This window comes from Flavobacterium mesophilum, from assembly GCF_039581405.1.
Lineage (GTDB): Bacteria > Bacteroidota > Bacteroidia > Flavobacteriales > Flavobacteriaceae > Flavobacterium.
Genome location: NZ_JBCPXZ010000002.1, coordinates 372,757 through 396,742 on the forward strand (window position 1 = coordinate 372,757; position 23,986 = coordinate 396,742).

At 37.1% G+C, this 23,986-nt stretch carries 13 protein-coding genes; 4 read left to right on the plus strand and 9 right to left on the minus strand.

Going from position 1 to position 23,986, the window contains the following annotated elements; genetic code table 11:
• Positions 1-179 precede the first annotated feature (179 nt).
• The 5 genes from AAYQ19_RS06140 to AAYQ19_RS06160 form a co-directional block, all read right to left on the minus strand.
• Positions 180-740: a Crp/Fnr family transcriptional regulator gene (locus AAYQ19_RS06140; RefSeq protein ID WP_343534980.1), complete on the minus strand. Its 561-nt coding sequence runs from the start codon at positions 738-740 to the stop codon at positions 180-182.
• A 3-nt stretch (positions 741-743) separates the two neighbouring features.
• Positions 744-1,325: a TMEM175 family protein gene (locus AAYQ19_RS06145; RefSeq protein WP_343534982.1), complete on the minus strand. Its 582-nt coding sequence runs from the start codon at positions 1,323-1,325 to the stop codon at positions 744-746.
• A gap of 119 nt (positions 1,326-1,444) precedes the next feature.
• A complete protein-coding gene (locus tag AAYQ19_RS06150) occupies positions 1,445-2,335 on the minus strand; it encodes a Ppx/GppA phosphatase family protein (protein WP_035650761.1) in 891 nt (296 codons plus the stop codon).
• A gap of 32 nt (positions 2,336-2,367) precedes the next feature.
• The gene (gene ppk1 / locus AAYQ19_RS06155) at positions 2,368-4,446 is read right to left on the minus strand and encodes a polyphosphate kinase 1 (protein WP_343534988.1); all 2,079 of its coding nucleotides are present in this window, start codon (positions 4,444-4,446) and stop codon (positions 2,368-2,370) included.
• A 5-nt stretch (positions 4,447-4,451) separates the two neighbouring features.
• Entirely contained in the window at positions 4,452-4,937 is a 486-nt protein-coding gene (locus AAYQ19_RS06160; protein ID WP_343534990.1) for a SixA phosphatase family protein, read from the minus strand.
• A 502-nt stretch (positions 4,938-5,439) separates the two neighbouring features.
• On the opposite strand from AAYQ19_RS06160, the gene AAYQ19_RS06165 reads away from it, so the two are divergent.
• The 4 genes from AAYQ19_RS06165 to AAYQ19_RS06180 all read left to right on the plus strand — a co-directional run bounded on the left by AAYQ19_RS06165 (position 5,440) and on the right by AAYQ19_RS06180 (position 20,898).
• Positions 5,440-5,991 carry an Fn3-like domain-containing protein gene (locus tag AAYQ19_RS06165; protein WP_343534992.1) on the plus strand — a complete coding sequence of 184 codons (552 nt, stop codon included), beginning with the start codon at positions 5,440-5,442 and terminating at the stop codon, positions 5,989-5,991.
• A gap of 50 nt (positions 5,992-6,041) precedes the next feature.
• A complete protein-coding gene (locus AAYQ19_RS06170) occupies positions 6,042-17,876 on the plus strand; it encodes an HYR-like domain-containing protein (protein WP_343534994.1) in 11,835 nt (3,944 codons plus the stop codon).
• Positions 17,877-18,028: 152 nt separating this feature from the next.
• Complete coding sequence (locus tag AAYQ19_RS06175; protein WP_343534996.1) at positions 18,029-18,946, plus strand: PorP/SprF family type IX secretion system membrane protein; 918 nt, start codon at positions 18,029-18,031, stop codon at positions 18,944-18,946.
• A gap of 11 nt (positions 18,947-18,957) precedes the next feature.
• Positions 18,958-20,898 (plus strand): OmpA family protein, encoded by a 1,941-nt coding sequence (locus AAYQ19_RS06180; protein ID WP_343534998.1) that lies wholly within the window; start codon positions 18,958-18,960, stop codon positions 20,896-20,898.
• A gap of 142 nt (positions 20,899-21,040) precedes the next feature.
• Here the strand turns inward: AAYQ19_RS06180 and AAYQ19_RS06185 are convergent, their stop codons facing one another.
• From AAYQ19_RS06185 to AAYQ19_RS06200, 4 genes are all read right to left on the minus strand, one after another.
• Positions 21,041-21,544 carry a CAP domain-containing protein gene (locus AAYQ19_RS06185; RefSeq protein WP_343535000.1) on the minus strand — a complete coding sequence of 168 codons (504 nt, stop codon included), beginning with the start codon at positions 21,542-21,544 and terminating at the stop codon, positions 21,041-21,043.
• Positions 21,545-21,720: 176 nt separating this feature from the next.
• Positions 21,721-22,365: a pyridoxamine 5'-phosphate oxidase gene (gene pdxH, locus AAYQ19_RS06190; protein WP_343535002.1), complete on the minus strand. Its 645-nt coding sequence runs from the start codon at positions 22,363-22,365 to the stop codon at positions 21,721-21,723.
• Positions 22,366-22,440: 75 nt separating this feature from the next.
• Positions 22,441-22,968: a hypothetical protein gene (locus tag AAYQ19_RS06195; protein WP_343535004.1), complete on the minus strand. Its 528-nt coding sequence runs from the start codon at positions 22,966-22,968 to the stop codon at positions 22,441-22,443.
• 49 nt (positions 22,969-23,017) lie between these two features.
• Positions 23,018-23,923, minus strand: a complete 906-nt coding sequence (locus AAYQ19_RS06200; protein WP_343535006.1) for a ribonuclease Z — start codon at positions 23,921-23,923, stop codon at positions 23,018-23,020.
• Between the last annotated feature and the right edge of the window lie 63 nt (positions 23,924-23,986).

Consider the following 23,986-nt stretch of genomic DNA (forward strand, 5'->3'; position numbering starts at 1 on the left):
CAATGCAGATTTAGAAAATAACAATAGATTTACACAGATTTTATACGCAAAACACTTTACAGAAAAAATAGTACAACTTGCGTCTTCTATTAACTAACGTTGGTTTTCCCTACATCGCGATGACAAGCGAGCATAAATAAAATCAGCTCAATCTGTCAAATCTGCGAGAGAATAAAAATTCAAACAACAGCTTTTCTAATTCGGCTTAAATGTCTTGGTGTAATTCCTAAATAGGAAGCTAAATATTGAAGCGGAATAAGTTGTATGTATTTTTGATGATTTTGATACAATTCCTCGTAACGTTGAGCGCCAGATAATTTCTGAAAAGAAACCATTCTTTTATGAAGATTGACAAACTCTAATTCGGTTAATTTTCTTCCCGTTTCTTGCCAATTAAAACTAGACTGATACAGCTTTTCTAAAGCTTTTCGATCTAAAATTTGCAGTTCGGTTTCGGCTAAAGCTTGAATATTTTCCTCCGCTTTTTCTTGGGTAATAAAACTGGCGAACGAAGCCATGAATTCATTTTCAAAAGCAAAACAATTAGTGATCTCGTCTCCTCTATGATTGACAAAAAAAGATCTCAAAATTCCTTTTTTAATGAAGACAACTTCATTGCAAACTTGATTTTCAGCCAATAAAAATTCGCCTTTTTTAAGTGTACGAAATGTAATTAGACTGTCTAAGAGATCTAATTCCTCCGAAGAAAAATCTTGAATAGACTGAAAAACAGCTTTCATGAATTAATCGTTAGAATTAAAAACACGTTCAATTCTTTTATCTGGAATCAGCCATAAAAGCGCCACAGTAAAATAAGCAGCACCAGAGATCCATTCATTATAAAAAGAAGAAATAATGCCGATGACGTACAAAACTGCCGAAGCTTTTCCTTTTAAATCTTTGCCTAGTGCTTTTCTCAAAGGTGAATCCTCACCTTCATTGCACATGATTACATATTGCAAAATAACATAAGCAATGGCACAAAGAAGCAAAATAATTCCGTAAAAGGCCATTGATGCTTTTTCAAAATTATGCTCGCCCATCCAACCAGTTGAAACCGGAATCAATGAAAGCCAAAACAACAAATGCAGATTGCTCCAAAGCACTTTTCCGTTTACTTTGGATAAACCATGAAGCAAATAATGGTGATTGTTCCAGTAAATTCCAACATAAATAAAACTCAAAATATAACTCAGAAATTTAGGAATAAGCGGTTTTAAATCGGCAAACTCATGACCTTCGGGAACTTTTATTTCCAAAATCATAATTGTGATAATAATCGCCAAAACACCATCACTAAAGGCTTCAAGTCTCGTTTTATTCATTTATGTTGCTATAAATATATTATTAAAAAAATGCCACGAATTTCACGAATCCACACTAATTTTCCTTAATAACTAAAAAACAATTGGTGTAGATTCGTGTAATTTGTGGCTTAAAAATTTTAGATTTTACCGTAATACATGGCTTTTACAATTCCGTCAGAAAGTCCAATTTTTGGAACATAAATCTGGCGCGCTCCACTCCATTTCATGGCATTCAAATAAATGCGCGTTGCGTGGATGATAACGTCGGCACGGTCAGAGTTCAAACCTAACTCAGCAATTCTTTGCTCATAAGTTAATGAATTTAAGAACGCATATTGTGAATTGATATAAATGTATGAAAGCGGTTTTTCCTGTTGTTTTCCAGACATTTTAAACAATTTATTGATGTTTCCTCCAGATCCAATCAACGTTACTTCATCATAATCTGCGGTATTGGTCTTAATCCATTTTTCGATTTCGTCCCAAACTACATCGCAAACCATATTATTCAACAAACGCACTGTTCCTGCTTTGAATGATCTTGAATTGATCATTTTTCCATCAGAAAACAGCGTAAACTCAGTACTTCCACCACCAACATCTACAAAAAGATAGGTTTCATCTGTTTTTAGTAAATGGTGTAAATCTGTAGAAGCGATAATTGCTGCTTCTTTTTTTCCATCAATAATTTCGATTTTAATGTCGGCTTTCTTTTTAATCAAGGCCACAACCTCTTTGGCATTGTACGCCTCACGCATTGCCGAAGTAGCAAACGCCATATAGCGCTCCACTTTATGTACTTTCATCAAAAGATTGAATGCTTTCATGGCATCAACCATTCGATCTGTATTTTCTTGTGATATTTCTCCAACGGTAAAGGCATCTTGTCCCAAACGAATTGGCACACGGACAAGCGAACTTTTATTAAACTGCGGTTCTTTGCCTTCTTGTTCTACAACATTCGATATCAGGAGCCTCATGGCATTTGAACCGATATCTATTGCTGCAAATTTTCTAATATTAATCATGCTCACTTATGATTTGAAAAAATTGGTTTTAATTAATTTATTTTTTGAGGAACTGCTTCTGCTACCTCAATTTTGTTTTGGTAATACTTATAGGTTTCAAATTGCGCTCTAAATGGGGCATGATGATTTCGAGGCTTGTATTTGTTATCTAATTTATAGGAATGATATCTCACTTTAACATTCCCTTTCCATGCAATATTAAAATTATCAATCAATTCTTTTTTGATTTCCAGATCATAAATTGGACAGGTAACTTCAACTCTTCCATCAAGATTTCGAGTCATAAAATCAGCTGATGAAATATAAACTTCCGTTAAACCTGCATTTCCAAAAATATAAACTCTCGAATGCTCTAAATAATTATCTACAATACTTATTGCTTCAATATTTTCGCTCATTCCTGGAATACCTGGAATCAAAGAACAAATTCCTCTTACTTGAAGCTGAATTTTCACTCCTGCATTGCTGGCTTCATAAAGTTTATCGATCATTTTAAAATCAGACAAGCTATTCATTTTTAATTTGATGTGTGTTTTTCTGCCTGCAAGTGCGTGCAAAATTTCACGATCAATTAATTTGATGAACTTGGTTCTTGTATAATGTGGCGACACAATTAAATGTTTGTATCTGTGCACTCTATAATTGATGTCGAAGAATTCAAATATTTTAGATGTATCCTTTAAAATTCCTTGATGACAGGTAAAAAGCGTAACATCAGTATAAATTTTCGCAGTCGATTCGTTGAAATTCCCAGTAGAAATAAAGCCGTAGCGGCGTGTTTTTCCTTCTTCTGCTCTTTCGATTACACAAATTTTACTGTGGACTTTCAAGCCTTTAATTCCGAAGATAAGTTCAATTCCTTCCGTCTGCATTTGTTCTGCATAAGAAATATTCGAAGCCTCATCAAAACGTGCCTGAAGTTCGATTTGAACTACAACTTTTTTTCCGTTTTTAGCCGCGTTGATCAACGAACTAATAATCTGTGAATTTTTAGCTAAACGATACAAAGTAATTTTGATGCTCGTAACTTTTGGATCTAAAGCAGCTTCACGCAAAAATTTGGTCAAATATGAAAATGATTGATAAGGCGCATGCACCAAATAATCTTTTTTGCTGATTTTCTCTAAAATACTTCCATCTAAACTTAAACCTGGAACTGGCAAAGGCTCATTTGGTTTATATAATAAATCGTAGCGTCCTAAATTTGGGAAATCCATATAATCGCGGCGGTTGTGATATCTTCCACCCGGAATTATACTATCTGTTTCTACAATTTTCATTTTTTCCAAAAAGAATTGTAGTGTATCTTCTTCGATTAAATTATCATAAATAAAACGAACTGGTTCACCAATTCGACGGTCTTTAACAGAAGAAGAAATTTTTTCCAACATACTTTTACTCAAGTCGCTGTCAATATCTAACTGTGCATCACGAGTAATTTTGATCATATGTGCCGAAACACTTTTAAAATCAAATATATTGAAGATGCTTTTTAGTTTATAACGAATTACATCATCAATTAAGATTACATATTGTTTATCATCTTCTGAAGGAAGAACAACAAAACGATTGATGTTTTTTGGGATTTCGATTAAAGCGTATCGAATTTCATCATTTGCCAATTCTAAACGAACAGCCAAATAACCTAAAGTGTCTTTCAAAACTGGAAAAACCGCTAAATCATTCAAAATGATGGTTACCAATTCCGGACTCAACTTTTGCATATAAAAGTCCTTTAAAAAACATTCCTGCTTTTTTGTAATTTGACTTTCATTAATGATAAAGATGTTTTCAGCTTCTAGTTCGGCTTCAATATTTCCAAGAATACGTAAGCTTTCAGACTGTTGCTGAATTACGATTTCGGTAATATCTTTAATTAATTGATGGGCAGAAATTCCGCCTAAATATTTTTCGCCAGAAATACCAGAGAGGCTTAATCTTCGAATGGCTGCGTACCGAACTCTGAAAAACTCATCTAAATTGTTTGAAAAAATTCCAACAAAACGCAGTCTGTCTAAAAGTGGAACCGTGTTGTCTGCAGCTTCTTGAAGCACTCTCGCATTAAACGCTAACCAACTTTTTTCTCTATCGATATATTTCTGTTCGTACACTTTTTTTATTTTAAATCTTTGGGGAAAATTGTTTTATGTGTCTTGCCTTTATTGAGAGTATCCCAGCTCTCTGTGTCAAACTGAAGAGAGACAAAACCTGAAGTTGGGACATTATCTATAAAAACATCCCCAAATTTATTAACAAAATTTGTAATAGCCTCGTTATGTCCAAAAAGAATAACGCTTTCTAAACTATTATCACACGATTTGATAACTTTTTCGAGTTGCTTGTCATCAAAAGTATAAAGATCGTCTTTGTAAACAATGCTTTCGATGGGGTAAGAAATATTTTGAGCAAAAATAAGAGCCGTTTCCGAAGCGCGTGCAGCAGTACTGCTCCATATAATATAAGTTTTCGGTAAGTATTTTGAAATATTTGAAGACACTTCATGCGCATCTAAAATTCCTCTTTTCATTAAGGGCCTGTCAAAATCTTTTAGAGGCGCTTCCCAGCTTGATTTTGCGTGTCGTATTAAAATTAAGTTTTTCATAAAAGACAATATTTAAAAAAATAAATACATAACGAGAAAACTACTTTCTAAGTTCTAATTTACAAAAGAAATTTTAATACTCCTCTATTTTTTATTTCTGTTAACATTCTAAGAAAATTTTAACAAGAATGCAGAATCCTCAAAACTTTAACAATTGAAAAAATTGACTTTTTTATTTTAACAAAAAAGTGTACTTCATCTATTAAAACTGTCACTTCATCGATATTTTGCAAATTTGTAAAATTTTAACTAAATAATTGATTATTAGCAATTTACATAATTTCAAAAAGTACTTTTTTAATCAAAAAAGGAAGAAAATTGAAGATTTAAAATTGTTAAAATCGGCAAAAAAAAGTTTTTTTTTGAGCAATTTTTAGTCAAAAAAAGGTAGTTAAACGAGTTTTTAGGTTAGTCACAGAGAAAAAAATTTAAATACAAAAACTCTAATATAATTTTGATTCTGTTAAAATTTCATAAATACCACAAAACTAAATCTTAAGTTATGAAAAGTAAATCTACTCTTGAAAAAGCGGTGAAATTTGTAGCAAATTGTAAGTCAATTTTTTCTCTGAGAAAAAATATCTTTCAAAAAAACTTATTTTCATTACTGCTTTGTTTAATCACAACCGTTTCATTTGCGCAATCTGGGTCTTGCAAGGCAACTCTTGGAGTTGAAAAAGACAGATACTACAGCAATGCAGGTGATAATGGGGCTTATTTTACACTGGTATTGACCAATACGGGAAATTCCGATGATGTTTATAATTTAAGTGCTTTAAACATAAACTCGAACTGCGCGAATAATGACGGAAGCAGTACATCTCAAAATGTGAATTTGGTTGCCAGTTTTCTGGACAACAGCAATGTACCAATCACATCTATCTCACTTTCGGCAAATCAAACTGCTACTTTTTCAATTCATTTAACGGTGCCGCAAGGTACGGCATACAACAAATGGAATTGCATGCAAATAACTGCTGCATCATCGAATTGCGCTAATTACACAGTAAGCACTGTTGTACATACGATCGTAAATAATCCTTCTGAAAATTAAATATTCGCTGCAAAAATATTTAGTTGTTTTTCAATTTAAATTCCTATAAAATGAAAAAAACATTACACTTTATCCACTTAATAAAAAAAGCCAGCATAACGTTTTGTATGTTACTTTTTTTATTTTCATCAGCCATCGGTTTTGCACAGACGATCACGCCGACAAAAACAGTTACCGTGGCACCAGGAGTTTGCGGAGCATTGGATGTTGAATTAAAAATTCAAGGTTCTAATCCGGTCGCAAGACCTTTGGAAGTTGTTTTAGTTATTGACGTATCAGGAAGTATGGGAGATGGAAATAACCCTAAACCTCTAGCGTATGCGCAAGATGCTGCTATTGATTTTATCAATAAAATGTTTACTGCCGCCAATAACCCGACAGGAAAAAACAAAGTAGGGATTGTGACATACAGTACAACTGCTACAATTAGAAGATATTTGACTAACAGTTCAGGCCAAGCCGATTTAATATCAGTAATAAACGGATTAAGCGCTAATGGAAGTACCAATATCCAAGATGGTTTGGTAAAAGCCAGAGAAGTGTTAGATCCTACTAGAGCCACATACGATTGCGCCACTGCAAGAAGTGTGGTTTTATTAACCGATGGAGTTCCAAATGTAACAGGAACTGGCGGAAATAGCTGTAGCGGTTCTTGCTTGCCAGCTATTCAAACAGCCGCAAATAATATCAAAACGGTTACTGTTTCAGGAACGACTTATAACAATCAGATTTTTTCTGTTGGACTTTTTGGCGCTATCAGCGGAAGTGATCAAACAAATGCTGAAAATGTGCTTAATACAGTTCAGTCAGGAGGTTCTTTCTTTACAGAAACCGGTGCTGATTTGACAGGAATTTATACTCAAATTTTCACTCAATTATCTTGGGTTGCGAAAGCAATAACTGGAACTCCTTTTGAAAAAGAAACCATAGGGGCTAATTTTACAATTGGATCAGTTTCAGTAACCAAAGGGACTACAACAATTACAGGACAAGAAATTGCTTGGAACATTGATTTCTTAAATGTTGAAACCATTACTTTAAAATACCGATTGACTCCAAAACCAAATACGTGTGGCAGTCAACAAGTGAGCACATCTAAACTTTTCTTCCAAAATGCTGTCTGTGCTAATTCATCGCAAGATATTGTTTCACCAATGACCGATGTTCCATGCCCAATTATTACGGTTGCATCGCAAACAAATGTAAAATGCTTTGGAGGAAATGATGGAGCAATCACAATAAATAACCCAACCGGCGGACAAGGTCCATACACTTTCAAATGGACAAAAAACGGTTCCGACTTTGCTACAACACAAAACATATCCAATTTGAGTGCTGGAACATACAAAGTTAGCGCTACAGATAATAATAATTGTGCAACTGGCATTTTAACTATCGAAATAACACAACCTGCTGGAGCTTTAGCCATTGTTGGATCATCTAAAACAGATGTTCTTTGCTACGGCGCTAGTACTGGAAGTGTAACGGCCGGCACAATATCAAACGCAATTGGAACAGTGACTTATTCTTGGAAAAATTCATCCAACGCTGAAGTTGGCACAACTCCTACAGTATCAAATCTGCCTGCTGGATCTTATACTGTAACAATCACAGATTCTTGTTCTAGTAAAACAGATACTGTAACTATTGGACAACCAGTAGCTGCGTTAACTGCTGCCGTAAATACAAAAGTCGATGTAAACTGCAAAGGCGACACCACAGGTTCGGCTACTGCCTCAGCAACTGGCGGAACTGGAGCTTATTCCTATTCTTGGAATACTGTGCCTGTTCAAACTGGAGCAACTGCAACTGGACTTAAAGCTGGAACATACATCGTAACAGTAACTGATGCAAATCTTTGTACGGATACAGAACAGGTAATCATTGACGAACCAACAAATGCTTTAGTTGCCGCAATAGATTCTCATGTAGATGTAAGCTGTAAAGGCGATGCAACTGGTTCTGCAACGGCTTCGGCTTCTGGTGGAACTGCTGGATACTCTTATTCTTGGAATACTGTTCCTGCTCAAAATACAGCTATTGCAAGCGGACTTAAAGTTGGAACATATACTGTAACTGTAACTGACTCTAAAGGATGTACAGACACTGAAACAGTTACAATCGAGGAACCAACAAATGTCTTGACTGCCGCAATTGATTCTCATGTAGATGTTAATTGTAAAGGTGATGCTACTGGTTCTGCAACAGCTTCGGCTACTGGCGGAACTGCTGGATACTCTTATTCTTGGAATACTGTTCCTGTTCAAAATACTGCTACTGCATCAAACCTTGCTTCAGGAACTTATATCGTAACAGTAACGGATTCAAAAGGATGTACTGATACTGAAACAGTGACAATTGGAGAACCAACAAATGCCTTGACTGCCGCAATCGACTCTCATGTAGACGTAAGCTGTAAAGGCGATGCTACTGGTTCTGCAACAGCTTCGGCTTCTGGCGGAACTGCTGGATATTCTTACTCTTGGAATACTGTTCCTGTTCAAAATACTGCTACTGCATCAAATCTTGCTGCAGGAACTTATATCGTGACAGTAACGGATTCTAAAGGATGTACTGATACAGAAACAGTGACAATCGGAGAGCCAACAAATGCCTTGACTGCCGCAATCGACTCTCATATAGACGTAAGCTGTAAAGGAGATGCTACTGGTTCTGCAACAGCTTCGGCTACTGGTGGAACTGCTGGATACTCTTATTCTTGGAATACTGTTCCTGTTCAGACTGGAGCTACTGCATCAAATCTTATTGCAGGAACTTATATCGTGACAGTAACTGATTCTAAAGGATGTACTGATACTGAAACAGTGACAATTAAAGAACCTGAAAATGCTTTGCTTGCTACAATCGATTCTCATGTGGATGTTAGCTGCAAAGGAGATGCTACTGGTTCTGCAACAGCTTCTGCTACCGGCGGAACTGCTGGATACTCTTATTCTTGGAATACTATTCCTGTTCAAAATACTGCTACTGCATCAAATCTTATTGCAGGAACTTATATCGTAACAGTAACTGATTCTAAAGGATGTACTGATACTGAAACAGTAACAATTAAAGAACCTGAAAATGCTTTGCTTGCTGCAATCGATTCTCATGTGGATGTTAGCTGCAAAGGCGATGCTACGGGTTCTGCAACAGCTTCGGCTACTGGCGGAACTGCTGGATACTCTTATTCTTGGAATACTGTTCCTTCTCAAAATACTGCTACTGCATCAAACCTTCCTGCAGGAACTTATATCGTGACAGTGACAGATTCTAAAGGTTGCACTGATACTGAAACAGTAACAATTAAAGAACCTGAAAATGCTTTGCTTGCTGCAATCGACTCTCATGTGGATGTTAGCTGCAAAGGCGATGCTACTGGTTCTGCAACAGCTTCAGCTACTGGCGGAACTGCTGGATACTCTTACTCTTGGAATACTGTTCCTGTTCAAAATACTGCTACTGCATCAAATCTTCCTGCAGGAACTTATATCGTAACAGTGACTGATTCTAAAGGATGTACTGATACTGAAACAGTGACAATTAAAGAGCCGGAAAATGCTTTGCTTGCTGCAATCGACTCTCATGTGGATGTTAGCTGCAAAGGCGATGCAACTGGTTCTGCAACAGCTTCGGCTACCGGTGGAACTGCTGGATACTCTTACTCTTGGAACACTGTTCCTGTTCAAAATACTGCTACTGCATCAAATCTTGTTGCAGGAACTTACATCGTGACAGTGACTGACGCCAAAGGATGTACTGATACTGAAACAGTGACAATTAAAGAACCTGAAAATGCTTTGCTTGCCGCAATTGACTCTCATGTAGACGTAAGCTGCAAAGGCGATGCTACTGGTTCTGCAACAGCTTCGGCTACTGGCGGAACTGCTGGATATTCTTACTCTTGGAATACTGTTCCTGTTCAAAATACTGCTACTGCATCAAATCTTCCTGCTGGAACTTACATCGTGACAGTGACTGATTCTAAAGGATGTACTGATACTGAAACAGTGACAATCGGAGAACCAACAAATGCCTTGACTGCCGCAATCGATTCTCATGTAGACGTAAGCTGCAAAGGCGATGCTACTGGTTCTGCAACAGCTTCAGCTTCTGGCGGAACTGCTGGATACTCTTATTCTTGGAATACTGTTCCTGTTCAAAATACTGCTACTGCATCAAATCTTCCTGCTGGAACTTATATCGTGACAGTAACGGATTCTAAAGGATGTACCGATACTGAAACAGTAACAATCGGAGAACCAACAAATGCCTTGACTGCCGCAATCGACTCTCATGTAGACGTAAGCTGCAAAGGCGATGCTACTGGTTCTGCAACAGCTTCGGCTACTGGCGGAACTGCTGGATATTCTTATTCTTGGAATACTGTTCCTGTTCAAAATACTGCTACTGCATCAAATCTTCCTGCAGGAACTTATATCGTGACAGTTACTGATTCAAAAGGTTGCACTGATACTGAAACAGTGACAATCGGAGAACCAACAAATGCCTTGACTGCCGCAATCGACTCTCATGTAGATGTAAGCTGCAAAGGCGATGCTACTGGTTCTGCAACAGCTTCGGCTACTGGCGGAACTGCTGGATACTCTTATTCTTGGAATACTGTTCCTGCTCAAAATACTGCTACTGCATCTAATCTTCCTGCAGGAACTTATATCGTGACAGTGACTGACGCCAAAGGATGTACTGATACTGAAACAGTGACAATTAAAGAGCCGGAAAATGCTTTGCTTGCCGCAATCGACTCTCATGTAGATGTAAGCTGCAAAGGTGATGCTACTGGTTCTGCAACGGCTTCGGCTACTGGCGGAACAGCAGGATATTCTTATTCTTGGAATACTGTTCCTACTCAAAATACTGCTACTGCATCAAATCTTGCTGCAGGAACTTATATCGTAACAGTGACTGACGCCAAAGGATGTACTGATACTGAAACAGTGACAATTAAAGAGCCGGAAAATGCTTTGCTTGCCACAATCGACTCTCATGTGGATGTAAGCTGCAAAGGCGATGCTACTGGTTCTGCAACAGCTTCGGCTTCTGGCGGAACAGCAGGATATTCTTATTCTTGGAATACTGTTCCTGTTCAAAATACTGCTACTGCATCTAATCTTGTTGCAGGAACCTATATCGTGACAGTGACTGATTCTAAAGGATGTACCGACACTGAAACAGTGACAATTAAAGAGCCGGAAAATGCTTTGCTTGCCGCAATCGACTCTCATGTGGATGTAAGCTGCAAAGGCGATGCTACTGGTTCTGCAACAGCTTCTGCTACTGGCGGAACTGCTGGATACTCTTATTCTTGGAATACTGTTCCTGTTCAAAATACTGCTACTGCAACTAATCTTGTTGCTGGAACTTATATCGTGACAGTGACTGATTCTAAAGGATGTACTGATACTGAAACAGTGACAATCGGAGAACCAACAAATGCCTTGACTGCCGCAATCGACTCTCATGTAGACGTAAGCTGCAAAGGCGATGCTACTGGTTCTGCAACAGCTTCAGCTACTGGCGGAACTGCTGGATACTCTTACTCTTGGAACACTGTTCCTGTTCAAAATACTGCTACTGCATCTAATCTTGCTGCAGGAACTTATATCGTGACAGTTACTGATTCAAAAGGATGTACTGATACTGAAACAGTAACAATCGGTGAGCCAACTGCAGTCTTGATCTGTTCAGTTGTACAGAACAAAGCCGTTTCATCTAACGGACTAAGTGATGGAGAAGCGACTGTTACGCCGCTTGGAGGAAACGGAGGCTACACTTACTTATGGGACAACAACGAGACTACTCAAAAAGCTCTTGCATTAAGCGCAGGTTCTCATTCTGTAACCGTAACAGATTCTAAAGGATGTAAAACAACTTGTACAGTGACCATCACTGAGCCAAATGTTTTGTCATGCAGCATCACTCAGGACGATCCTGCTAAATGCTACGGAGACAGCAATGGTAAAGCGACTGTAGTAGCTGTAGGCGGAAATGGAGAATATACCTACTTATGGGACAACGGCGAAACTACAGCTCAGGCTATTGGATTGACAGCTGGCACTCATCAAGTGACTGTTACCGACAAATTGGGCTACACAACAAAATGCTCAGTTGAGATCGGCCAGCCACAAGCGGCTCTGACTGCCGCAATCGACTCTCATGTAGACGTAAGCTGTAAAGGGGACGCTACCGGTTCTGCAACAGCTTCTGCAACAGGAGGAAATGGAAACTACTCTTATTCTTGGAATACGGTTCCTGTTCAAAATACTGCTACTGCATCAAACCTTGTTGCAGGAACTTACATCGTGACAGTGACTGACGCCAAAGGATGTACTGACACTGAAACAGTGACAATTAAAGAACCTGAAAATGCTTTGCTTGCTGCAATAGACTCTCATGTAGATGTAAGCTGTAAAGGCGATGCTACTGGTTCTGCAACAGCTTCTGCTACTGGTGGAACTGCTGGATACTCTTATTCTTGGAATACTGTTCCTGTTCAAAATACTGCTACTGCAACTAATCTTGTTTCGGGAACTTATATCGTGACAGTGACTGATTCTAAAGGATGTACTGATACCGAAACAGTGACAATTAAAGAGCCGGAAAATGCTTTGCTTGCCGCAATTGATTCTCATGTAGACGTAAGCTGCAAAGGCGATGCTACTGGTTCTGCAACGGCTTCGGCTACTGGCGGAACTGCTGGATACTCTTACTCTTGGAACACTGTTCCTGTTCAAAATACTGCTACTGCAACTAATCTTGTTGCCGGAACTTATATCGTAACAGTAACGGATTCAAAAGGATGTACTGATACTGAAACAGTGACAATCGGTGAGCCAGCAAATCCTCTAACTGCAACAAAATCTCAAATAAATCCTGGTTGTGGCGGTGCTGCTACAGGATCAGCGACAGTTGTTGCTTCTGGTGGAACTGCTCCATATACCTACTCCTGGAATACAAATCCAGAACAAACTACAGCAACAGCTAGCAATCTAGCTTCTGGAAGTTATACTGTGATAATTACTGATGCTAAAGGCTGTAAACACAGCGAATCATTTGAAATTATTGATGGCGATTCTATCTTGCCAGTAATTGATCCGCTACCAGCAACCTCAACAATCAATTGTCCTGAAGAACCTGTATTTGCACAGGCTACGGCATCAGATTTGAATGGTACGATTTCTTCTTTAACTTATGAAGATACAGTTACTCCTGGAAATTGTCCTGGATCATACACTAAAACAAGAACTTGGACTGCCAAAGATGCTTGTGGAAATATTTCACTACCAGTTAGTCAAACAATAATTGTACAAGATATTACAGCGCCAACTTGGACAACGCAAGCAGCTTCTTTAAATAGAAAAGTAGAATGTAGCGATACAGCAGCTTTAGCTTCGGCTCAAGCCTTATTCCCTACTGCTACTGATGCATGTGATAGCGATGTATCTAATATTGTAAAAGTAAGTGGTCAGTTTGTTGCTTCCGAAGGATGCACAAATGCAGGAACTTACACTAACACTTGGACCGTGAAAGATGAATGTGGCAACACTTCTGAAACTTTTACTCAAGTAATTACAATTGAAGACACAACAGCTCCAACTTGGACAACTGCTCCAGAAGCATTGAATGCGACTCTAGAATGTAGTGATACAGCTGGACTTGCTAATGCTCAAGCAATGTTCCCAACGGCTTCTGACTTATGCGATGCTGATGTTTCTAATATCATTAAAGTAAGCGGTCAATTTGTAGCTTCTGAAGGATGCGGAAATTCTGGAACTTATACTAATACTTGGACCGTGAAAGACGATTGTGGAAACACATCAGCTACTTTCACTCAAATAATTACCATTGAGGATAAAACTGCTCCAATTTGGAATACTGTTGCTGGCACTCTAAACGTAACTTTAGAATGTAGCGACACGGTAGGACTTGCGGCAGCTCAAGCGCAGTTCCCAACAGCTTCTGACTTATGCGATACTGATGTTTCTAATATCATTAAAGTTAGTGGTCAGTTTGTAGCTTCTGAAGGATGCGGAAATTCTGGAACTTATACTAATACTTGGACTGTGAAAGATGATTGTGGCAATATATCACTACCTTTCACTCAGGTGATTATCATCCAGGATACTACTGCTCCTACTTGGACAACACAAACTGCTTCTTTAAACACAACTATAGAATGCAGCAATACAGAAGCTTTGGCATCGGCGCAAGCCTTATTCCCAACAGCAACTGACGCATGTGATACCGATGTTTCAAACATTGTAAAAGTAAGCGGTCAGTTTGTAGCTTCTGAAGGATGCTCAAATGCAGGAACTTACACAAATACATGGACTGTAAAAGACGATTGTGGCAATACTTCTGAAACTTTCACTCAAGTAATCACAATCCAAGATACTACTAAACCTGTATTTAACGGTGAACTTCCTTCTGATATTACTGTTTCTTGCGATGCTGTTCCAGAACCAGCCAACATTCAGGCAACTGACAACTGTGGCGGTGGGGACTTACCAATTGTATTGTCTGAAACTAAAAGTGATATCAAAAATGAATGTGGAACTGAATATACGCTAGCTCGCAAATGGACAACAAGTGACTGCAGTGGAAACACCGCTTCATTTACTCAAATCATCACGGTTAGAGATACAACTCCACCAACAGGAACTGCTCCAGCAGATGTAGCAGGATTACAAAGCACTGCTGAAATTCCAACTGGAAGCCCTAGCGATATAACTGACGCGAAAGATAATTGCAGTGGAAATGTAACAATCACAGTAAGCGATTCTAACAATGGAGCCAACGGCTGCGATGGAAACGCTTATATCCTAACTAGAACTTACACCCTTACTGATTGTGCTGGAAACAAAACAGAATTGGTACAAACCTTTACTGTTGACAATAAAGTATCTGTGTCAGGTGTACCAACAAATGTAAGTTGTCTTGATGGAACTGATGGTTCGATTGCTGTAACTAGCAGTCCAGGCGCAACAGTTGTAATTACAAACGCAAATAACGAAGTGGTTGGAAATACTAATTTACCTGCTGGAACTTATACACTTACTGCAACTGCACCTGTAAATGGTGAAGGCCAAGTTTGTACAGCAACAGCAACGGTTACAATTACACAACCAAATTACAAAGTTAAAGTATCTGGACAGGTTATCAATGTTGACACAAACACTCCAATTGCGAATGTTCCGGTTACATTGATTCCTCAAGGCACTACACCTGGTCCAATTTTAATTCGCATTACTAATGTTAATGGAGAGTATTCATTCTCTGGCATGGTTGCAGGAAGTTATTTGGTTCAAGTTCAAGATGCTAATTTAAATAGTGCTTATCAATTATATCCTGTAAATTCAAGCTTGTTCTTTACGACACTTGAAGAATGTAAATTCCAAGTACATGACTTCTTATACGGAAAATCAAAACTTCCAGTTTTAGGAGATTATGTTTGGTATGATACCAATAGCAACGGAATTCAAGATGAATGGTATGATGCCAACAATGACGGCGTTGTAACTAAAAATATTCCTGACAGCAACGGCGCTATTGACTACAGCCAATGGGAATGGCTTGATTTGAATGGCGACGGAAGCTATGTTGGTCCGCAAAATGCTGGTGAATTAAATGCTGGCGGATTTGGAAACGATAAGAGTGCCAATGTTATTGTGGATGGTCCGAATGGATATCACGATGAAGTAATTGTTGGAATTCAAGGTTTCTGGAGAAACAGACCAGACAGCGAAAATCCTTACGGAGAATACAAAGTTAAACTTGTTAAAGATGCGAACTTAGATGCTGTTGCAGCTGCTTTAGGAGCAACTGGATTAGTAAAAGTGTTGCCAAGTGCAAATACGAACAAAAAAGCAACATCTAAAACTGGCAAAATTCAAATGCACACCGTTTGTACCACAACAAGTGCCGATGGATACATAGTAAATGTAACACCAGAAGATTTAGTTCATTTAGATCTTGACTTTGGAGTTAATTGTAAAGAATTGCAAGATATTGTTGCAAATGATGACAATGCAGGACCATTCCCAGGAGTGAATCACACTACGCCAAATGTAATAAACGTGTTGACAAACGACACACTTGAAGGTCAGCCAATAACTGCTTCAGAAGTAGTGATTACAACAGTAACTCCAAATGAATTTTTACAATTGAATCCTGATGGTTCTGTAGATATTCTGCCAAATGCACCAGCAGGTACATTAACAATGGTATATCAAATTTGTGAAGCTGACCAAACTTCAAATTGTGATACTGCAACAGTAACTATTACAATCGAAGCTCCAGTGATGACTGTTACCGCAACTTCAATTTGTGTGAACGATGTTCCGTATCTTGATTATACTGTAACGAATCTAAACTTTACTCCAATAAATGGTGTAACGATTGCATGGGCAGACAGCAATAACAATGTTGTTACTACAATGACAGACTTGCCATTAAGCGGAAGAGTATTATGGCCAGGAGCTATAGTAGATCAAAACGGAAATGGTGTTGATTGGCCGGGATGGGTTTTCCAAGATAATAAATGGATTGAGGCTCCAGACGGATTTGAAAAACTTCGTCCAACAGTTAACATTACGATCTCTGTAAACCCTAGCGAGACAATTACGGTAAATTATCCGCCAGCTGATCCTTATTGTACTTCAAGACCAACATTTGCAATTGTTGCCAATGACGATACTGCAGGACCAATAAACGGAGTAACCGGTGGAACAAATGTGATCAACGTTTACACTAATGATACTTTAAATGGCTCACCAGTAAATCCAAGTGATGTTACTTTGACAACGGTAACGCCAGATCCTAAAGGAGCTCTGACACTAAATCCTGACGGCTCAATAACTGTAGCGCCAAATACGCCAGCAGGAATTTACACATTGACCTATCAAATTTGTGAAAATGCTGACTTTGGAAACTGCGATACAGCAATCGTAACCGTTACAGTAGGCAAAACTCCAATTGTAGCAAACGACGATAGTTTTACAAATATTGGTTGTGGCCGATTTGGATTAATTGGTAATGTATTGAGCAATGATTTATTGAATCAGTCTCCATTAGCGCTTCAATTAGTAAACTTTAGTTTGCTACCACAAGCCACTGATGTAAAAAGTGATCCAAATATTACAGTAGATGCCTCTGGTAACTTAAATGTAACAAGCTCAACAGTACCTGGAACATATACTTATACGTATCAAATTTGTGAAAAACTAAATCCAGACAATTGCGACACTGGTACAATTACTATAACAGTTGCTCCAAGTGCCGTAGTGAATTTGTCAAGTTCAGCTTGTACAGATGACTCAACTCTTGTTGACTTGCTTGCACTCCTACCTTCTGATACTCCAAGAGATGGAACTTGGGTTGACACAAACGGAACAAATGCACTGCAAGGAAATATTTTAAATCCATTTGGCTTAGCACTTGGCAACTATGTATTTGAATACAAAGTAAGAGATGCCAACTGCCCACGAAGCGTAATGCTAAACATGGAAGTTAATGATGATTGTAAAGTACTGGCTTGTGGCGATGTGGTAGTACATAACGCATTCTCTCCAAACGGAGATGGCATAAATGATGTGTTTGTAATTGACAGTATTGACGAATTGACCTGTTATCCAGGAAACACAGTCGAGATCTATAATCGTTGGGGAATATTAGTCTTTGAAACCACTGACTATAATAATACAACGAATGCGTTTGATGGAACTTCACGAGGAAGAACTACTGTTAACAAATCTGAAGGATTGCCAACAGGAACTTACTTCTACATTGTGACTTACAAATCTTTAGACGGTAATAATGTAATTCAATATAACAAAAAAGACGGATACCTCTATCTTTCAAGATAAACCCAGACTGCTAAGGGCTGATATACATATTATATCAGCCCGATACAGCAGCAAATATTAAAAATCCGGGAATTGAAAGAATAATATCGTGGATTTTTTTAGAGGATTTGATTAATAATTCAATAGTAAAATTGAAATAATAAATATCTACTATGAGAACAAAATTATTTTACTTCGTCATTCTGTTTGTAACTATTGCAGGTCACGCGCAGCAAGATGCTCAATATACGCAATACATGTACAACACAATAAACATAAATCCTGCCTACGCAGGTTCTCGTGGAGCCTTAAGCATTTTTGGACTATATCGTACGCAATGGGTTGGTCTTGATGGTGCGCCAGAAACAAGCAGTTTCTCAGTAAATACTCCTATAAACAATAGTAATTTAGGAATTGGAGGTTCGCTTGTTAATGATAAAATTGGTCCAACAAATGAAAACAATATCTCAGTTGATGTTTCGTATACAGTTCAAACATCTGCTAACTTTAAGCTATCATTTGGTATCAAAGGAACAGCCAATATATTCAATCTGGATGTCAGCAAACTAAATCCAGAAATTTCTGGAGATCCACAATTTCAGGATTTGGATAATAAATTCACTCCAAATGTAGGAGCCGGAGTTTATTGGCACTCTGATAAAGCATATGTTGGATTTTCGATTCCAAATTTTATCGAAACCAATCGCTATGATGATAATGATATTGCCATTTTCAAAGACAAAATCAATTATTATTTAATGGCAGGTTATGTATTTGATTTGGATAAATATCAATATATCAGATTCAAACCCGCAATACTTACTAAAATGGTCGAAGGTGCACCACTTCAAGTAGATCTTTCTGCGAATTTCATGTTCATGGATCGATTTGTTGCCGGTGTTGCTTATAGATGGAGCGCTTCATTAAGCGCTATGGTAGGGTTCCAAATCACAGACGGTCTTTATTTAGGTTACGGTTACGATCGCGAAACCACAAACTTGAATAATTACAATTCAGGATCGCATGAGATATTCCTGCGTTATGAATTCTTTACTAAAAATGGTAAAATCACAACTCCTCGTTTCTTCTAAAAATAAGTACTATGAAAAATTATATTTTCCTTTGCCTAACATTTGTAAGCGTTTTTTCATTGGACAGTTATTCACAGCAGTCAAAAGTAAACTCTGGTGATAAAAAATACAATAATTACGCATATATTGATGCAATAAAGACGTATGAAAAAGTAGCAGATAAAGGATATAAGTCTGAAGAAATGTTCAAGAAACTTGGAAATTCTTATTACTTCAATTCAGATTTTGCAGGTGCTGCTAAATGGTATGGTGAGTTGTTTGCAATGAATTCGAACATAGAACCTGAATACTACTACAGATATGCTCAGTCATTAAAATCAATAGGAGAAACTTCAAAAGCAAATAAAATTCTTGATGAATTTGATGCCAAAAACAAAAACGACAATAGAGCAAGACTGTATAAAGAAGATGTAAACTATCTGGATCAAATCAAAGCCAACTCAGGCCGATATAATATCGAAAATGCTGGTATAAACAGTAAATATTCCGACTATGGATCATTTGTTTACAACAACAAATTATATTTTGCATCAGCAAGAGATACCGGAAATTTTTCGCAAAGAAAACACAAATGGACAGGCGAATACTTTACCAATATTTATGATGCCGATGTAGACCCAGCGACTTATACCGCCTCTAAAGTAAACAAATTCAAAAATGCTTTAAACAGTAAATTCAACGAGGCGACTCCAGTATTTTCAAAAGATGGAAAAACGGCTTACTTCACAAGAAACAATTTTGTAGACGGAAAAAAAGGTAAAGATGCAAATAAAATTACTTTAGTAAAATTATACAAAGCCAATCTTGACAGTAAGGGACAATGGACTAATATAGCACCGCTGTCTTTTACCAGTGACAATTATAGTACTGCGCATCCAGCGTTAAGCCCAGATGGGAAAACACTTTATTTTGCTTCCGATATGCCCGGCAGTATTGGACAATCAGACATTTACAAAGTGAGCATCAATGGAGACGGAAGTTTTGGCAATCCTGAAAATTTAGGAAAAACCATCAATACAGAAGGAAAAGAAACGTTTCCGTTTGTAACGGATGACAACGAAATCTATTTTGCTTCAGATGGTCATCCCGGATTGGGAGGTTTAGATGTTTTTGTTGGGGATATCGATAGCGATGGTAGTATTAGCAATATTCAGAATTTGGGTGCCGACGTCAATTCGCCCAAAGATGATTTTGCCTATTTTATAGATTCGAAAAGCAGACTTGGTTACTTTAGTTCCAATAAAGATGGCGGACTCGGCTCAGACGATATCTATAAATTCTTAGAAACCCGAAGGCTGAAATGTATTCAAGAATTGAGCGGTTTAATAACGGATATTGCAACCAATGAAATTTTGCCTGGAGCAAAAGTTACGTTATACGAAAATCAAGTAATCAAAAACACGACAATAGCAGATGCAACAGGATTATATAAATTTCCAGTTGATTGCAAAAAAACCTATAATGTTCGTGCTGAAAACCAAGATTATGAAACAAAAGAAGTCAGCGTAACAATCGACAAGGTTAGCGGAAAAACCGACTTGCCAATTGCCTTAACCAAACGCATGTGTCGTGTAACAGTTGGTGATGATTTAGGAAAATGTTTCGGTATCAAAATGATTTATTTTGATTTGGACAAATCAAACATCAGACCTGAAGCAGCATTGGATCTAGAAAAAATCCTAGCAGTATTAAACGACTATCCAGCCATGAAACTTGATATTCGTTCACATACAGACAGCCGTGCGTCACACCAATACAATGAAGGTTTGTCTGACCGAAGAGCAAAATCTACAATTCAATGGTTGATCAAAAACGGCATCAAAGCCGATCGTTTAACTGGAAAAGGATATGGAGAAACGCAACTTGTAAACAAATGTTCTGATGGCGTTCCTTGTACAGAGGAAGAACACCAAATGAACAGACGAAGCGAATTTATTATTACGGCACTTTAGTTATTAGTTAAGATTATCATATAATTTTTTTGGAAAAAAAAAGCTGTCTATTTCAGGCAGCTTTTTTTATGCAAAAAAAAATCGTCACAGATTAAAAACCTGCAACGATCACTAAAAACCAACCAGTCTTTAAATTAAATCCTTATATTCTAACGAAAATGTTAGTGTAATATTTTTTACCTGTTTTAGCATCAATAGTAACTGCGAGGCCAAAATGAGTATAATTTCCTTCGATATTTTCCTTATGTCCTGGGCTTTCCAACCAAGCTTTTAAAACCGCTTCAGAAGTTTTATAGTTGTAAGCAACATTCTCACCTACTTTTGTTGCACCTAAAACTTTTGTAATATTTTCAGAACGCGCCACAAAATCATTATGGTCAACCACGTTTTTTTCGATCATGTAATTGTTGTGTTCTTCGCATTTTGCAGAAATATGATTGATTGGCTCTAAAGCATTTAGACCAATACTAACGCGGTAATCGTTAATCAATTTCATGGTTTCTAGTTCTGAATCATTGTACGTGTAGTTCGTAATCAGAACTTCTGTTGAAGTAGTGTTTTCTGTTCCCTCTGCAGTATCAGCAGAACATGCGTTCATTGCAAGTAGTATTGCAATGAACGTCATGATGCGCATTATCTTCTTCATAATCATACAGTAGTTTAATGCTTAAAGGTAAATGTTGGGGCAAATCCTTTAAATTTTTATATTTGAATAAATTGTTTCACTTTTCTTACGCCAAACGTATTCAAATTATCGGTAAACTACAAAATTAATCGACGAAATACACTTAAATTTTATTTTAACATATAAATTTCTTACAATTAAGACGATAATCGCTCAATTTTCCATGAAAAATCAGATTGACTTGTATAACGAATTCTGTCATGAAGCCTATTTGGTCTTCCTTGCCAAAATTCTACTTGTAAGGGAGTTACTAAATAACCACCCCAATTTTCAGGTCGCGGAATTTCTTTTCCTTCAAATTCAGCTTCCAGTTTTTTCAAGTTTTCTTCTAAAAAAGCTCTCGAAGGAATAACCTCACTTTGATTTGAAACTATGGCGCCAAGCTTGCTTCCGTCTGGTCGTGAATCAAAATAGCCATCGGAAATATTTTCAGAAGTCTTTTGCGCAATTCCTTTAATAATAACTTGGCGTTCCATTTCCTGCCAAAAGAAAGACAAGCAGACATTTGGATTTGCTTCTATCGCTTTTCCTTTTTCCGAATTATAATTGGTATAAAATACAAATCCTTCTTCAGAGAATTTCTTCAATAAAACCACGCGAGATTTCGGAAAACCATCCAACCCAATTGTCGAAACGGTCATCGCATTGACTTCTCCGCTTCCGCCAAAATCTTCCACTTCATGAAACCAACGATTAAAAAGATTAATCGGATCTTCTGGAATATTACTTTCTAGTAATTCACTTTTCTCGTATGACCTTCTATAATTACTTAAATCATTCATTTTTAAAACTTTTTTAGTTAAAGTCTCTGCTTTGCAATTTTTCAAAAAATATAATTCGGTTTTAGTAAGATTACATTACAAATCCTTCTTTTCATTCATTTCTTTTTCTTTATTTAATGTCAATCCAATTCCAACCAAAACGTTCCAGATAAAAATCTGTTTTCCGATATTTAATGCTTTATCATCAAGATTAGGATAGTAGAAATTAAAAATCAAGCATGCCAATATACTTAATGTTATAATACTTGTAAATGCAATTTTCTTCTTAGCAAAACCAAATTGAAAATTGAACAAAAACGATATTAAAAAACCGCTAATTACACCTAATATTAAATATGGAGTAATATCATTTATCGAATATGTCAACATTTGCATGGCTGAAATCACATTGAGAGAAAAAATCCATAATAATATATATACCAAACTCAACAATAGTTTTTTATAATCCTGAAATTGTTTTGGTGCTAATCTTGGAATTGTTATTGAAATTCCAAACAAAAAACCAGGTAAAATAGTTAAAAGTACTAATGGAGTCAAGGATGAAAAATCTCTAATTAAATAGGAAAAAAAAATAATCGACAATAATGAGATAATTTTTTTCATAAATCTAATTTTTCATTTTTCTGTAAAATAAATTCATTAAGATCATAATTTACAACTCAAAACTCACTCCGTCATCTGCCAAAAGCACATTCGGAAATATTTCTTCGGCTTCTTGTTTAAAACGTTCCAAACCATCATAGCGTGTAGAATAATGACCTAAAACCAATTGTTTTACATTTGCTCTTAGGGCAATTCTTGCTGCTTCTTTTGCTGTTGAATGCAATGTCTTTTGTGCCAATGAAGCCTCCGATTCTAAAAAGGTAGATTCATGATACAAAACATCAACATTTTCAATTATTGGAATTACGGCTTCATGATAAACCGTATCAGAACAAAAAGCATAACTTTTTGGCGGAGCCGGATCAAAAGTCAATTTTTCATTTTTGACAATAGTTCCGTTATCCAATGTAATATCGCCTCCGTTTTTTATTTTCTGATAATAAGCAACGTGAATATCATATTTCTGAACCGCTTCAACATTCAGTTTTCGTTCGTCTGGCTTTTCTTGAAAAAGATAACCATTTGTATAAACTCGATGTTTTAGCGGAATTGTTTTCACAATAACTTTCTTATCTTCAAAAACCACTTCACTTTCCTTCGATTCTAATTCGTGGAAAAACAAATTATAAGTGGTCCATGATTCCGTCAATTTCAACTGAAGCAGAATTAATTCCTTAATTCCTTTCGGGCCGTAAACATGTAAATCGGTGGTTCTTCCCAAAAGAGAAAAAGTCGAAATCGTGCCTATCAATCCATAAAGATGATCGCCATGAAGATGCGAAATAAAAATGTGATTAATCTTTGAGAATTTAATCTTATTCTTTCGAAGCTGCACTTGAGTTCCTTCACCACAGTCAATCAAAAACAATCTGTTTTTAATTTCTAAAACCTGCGCGGTCGGATTTGTAATAGTTCTGGGAGTTGCGGCATAACAGCCAAGTATCGTTAATTTCATTTACTGATTTTAGATTTTAGATTGCAGATTTTAGATTGACAAAACATTTTAGATTTAGCATTC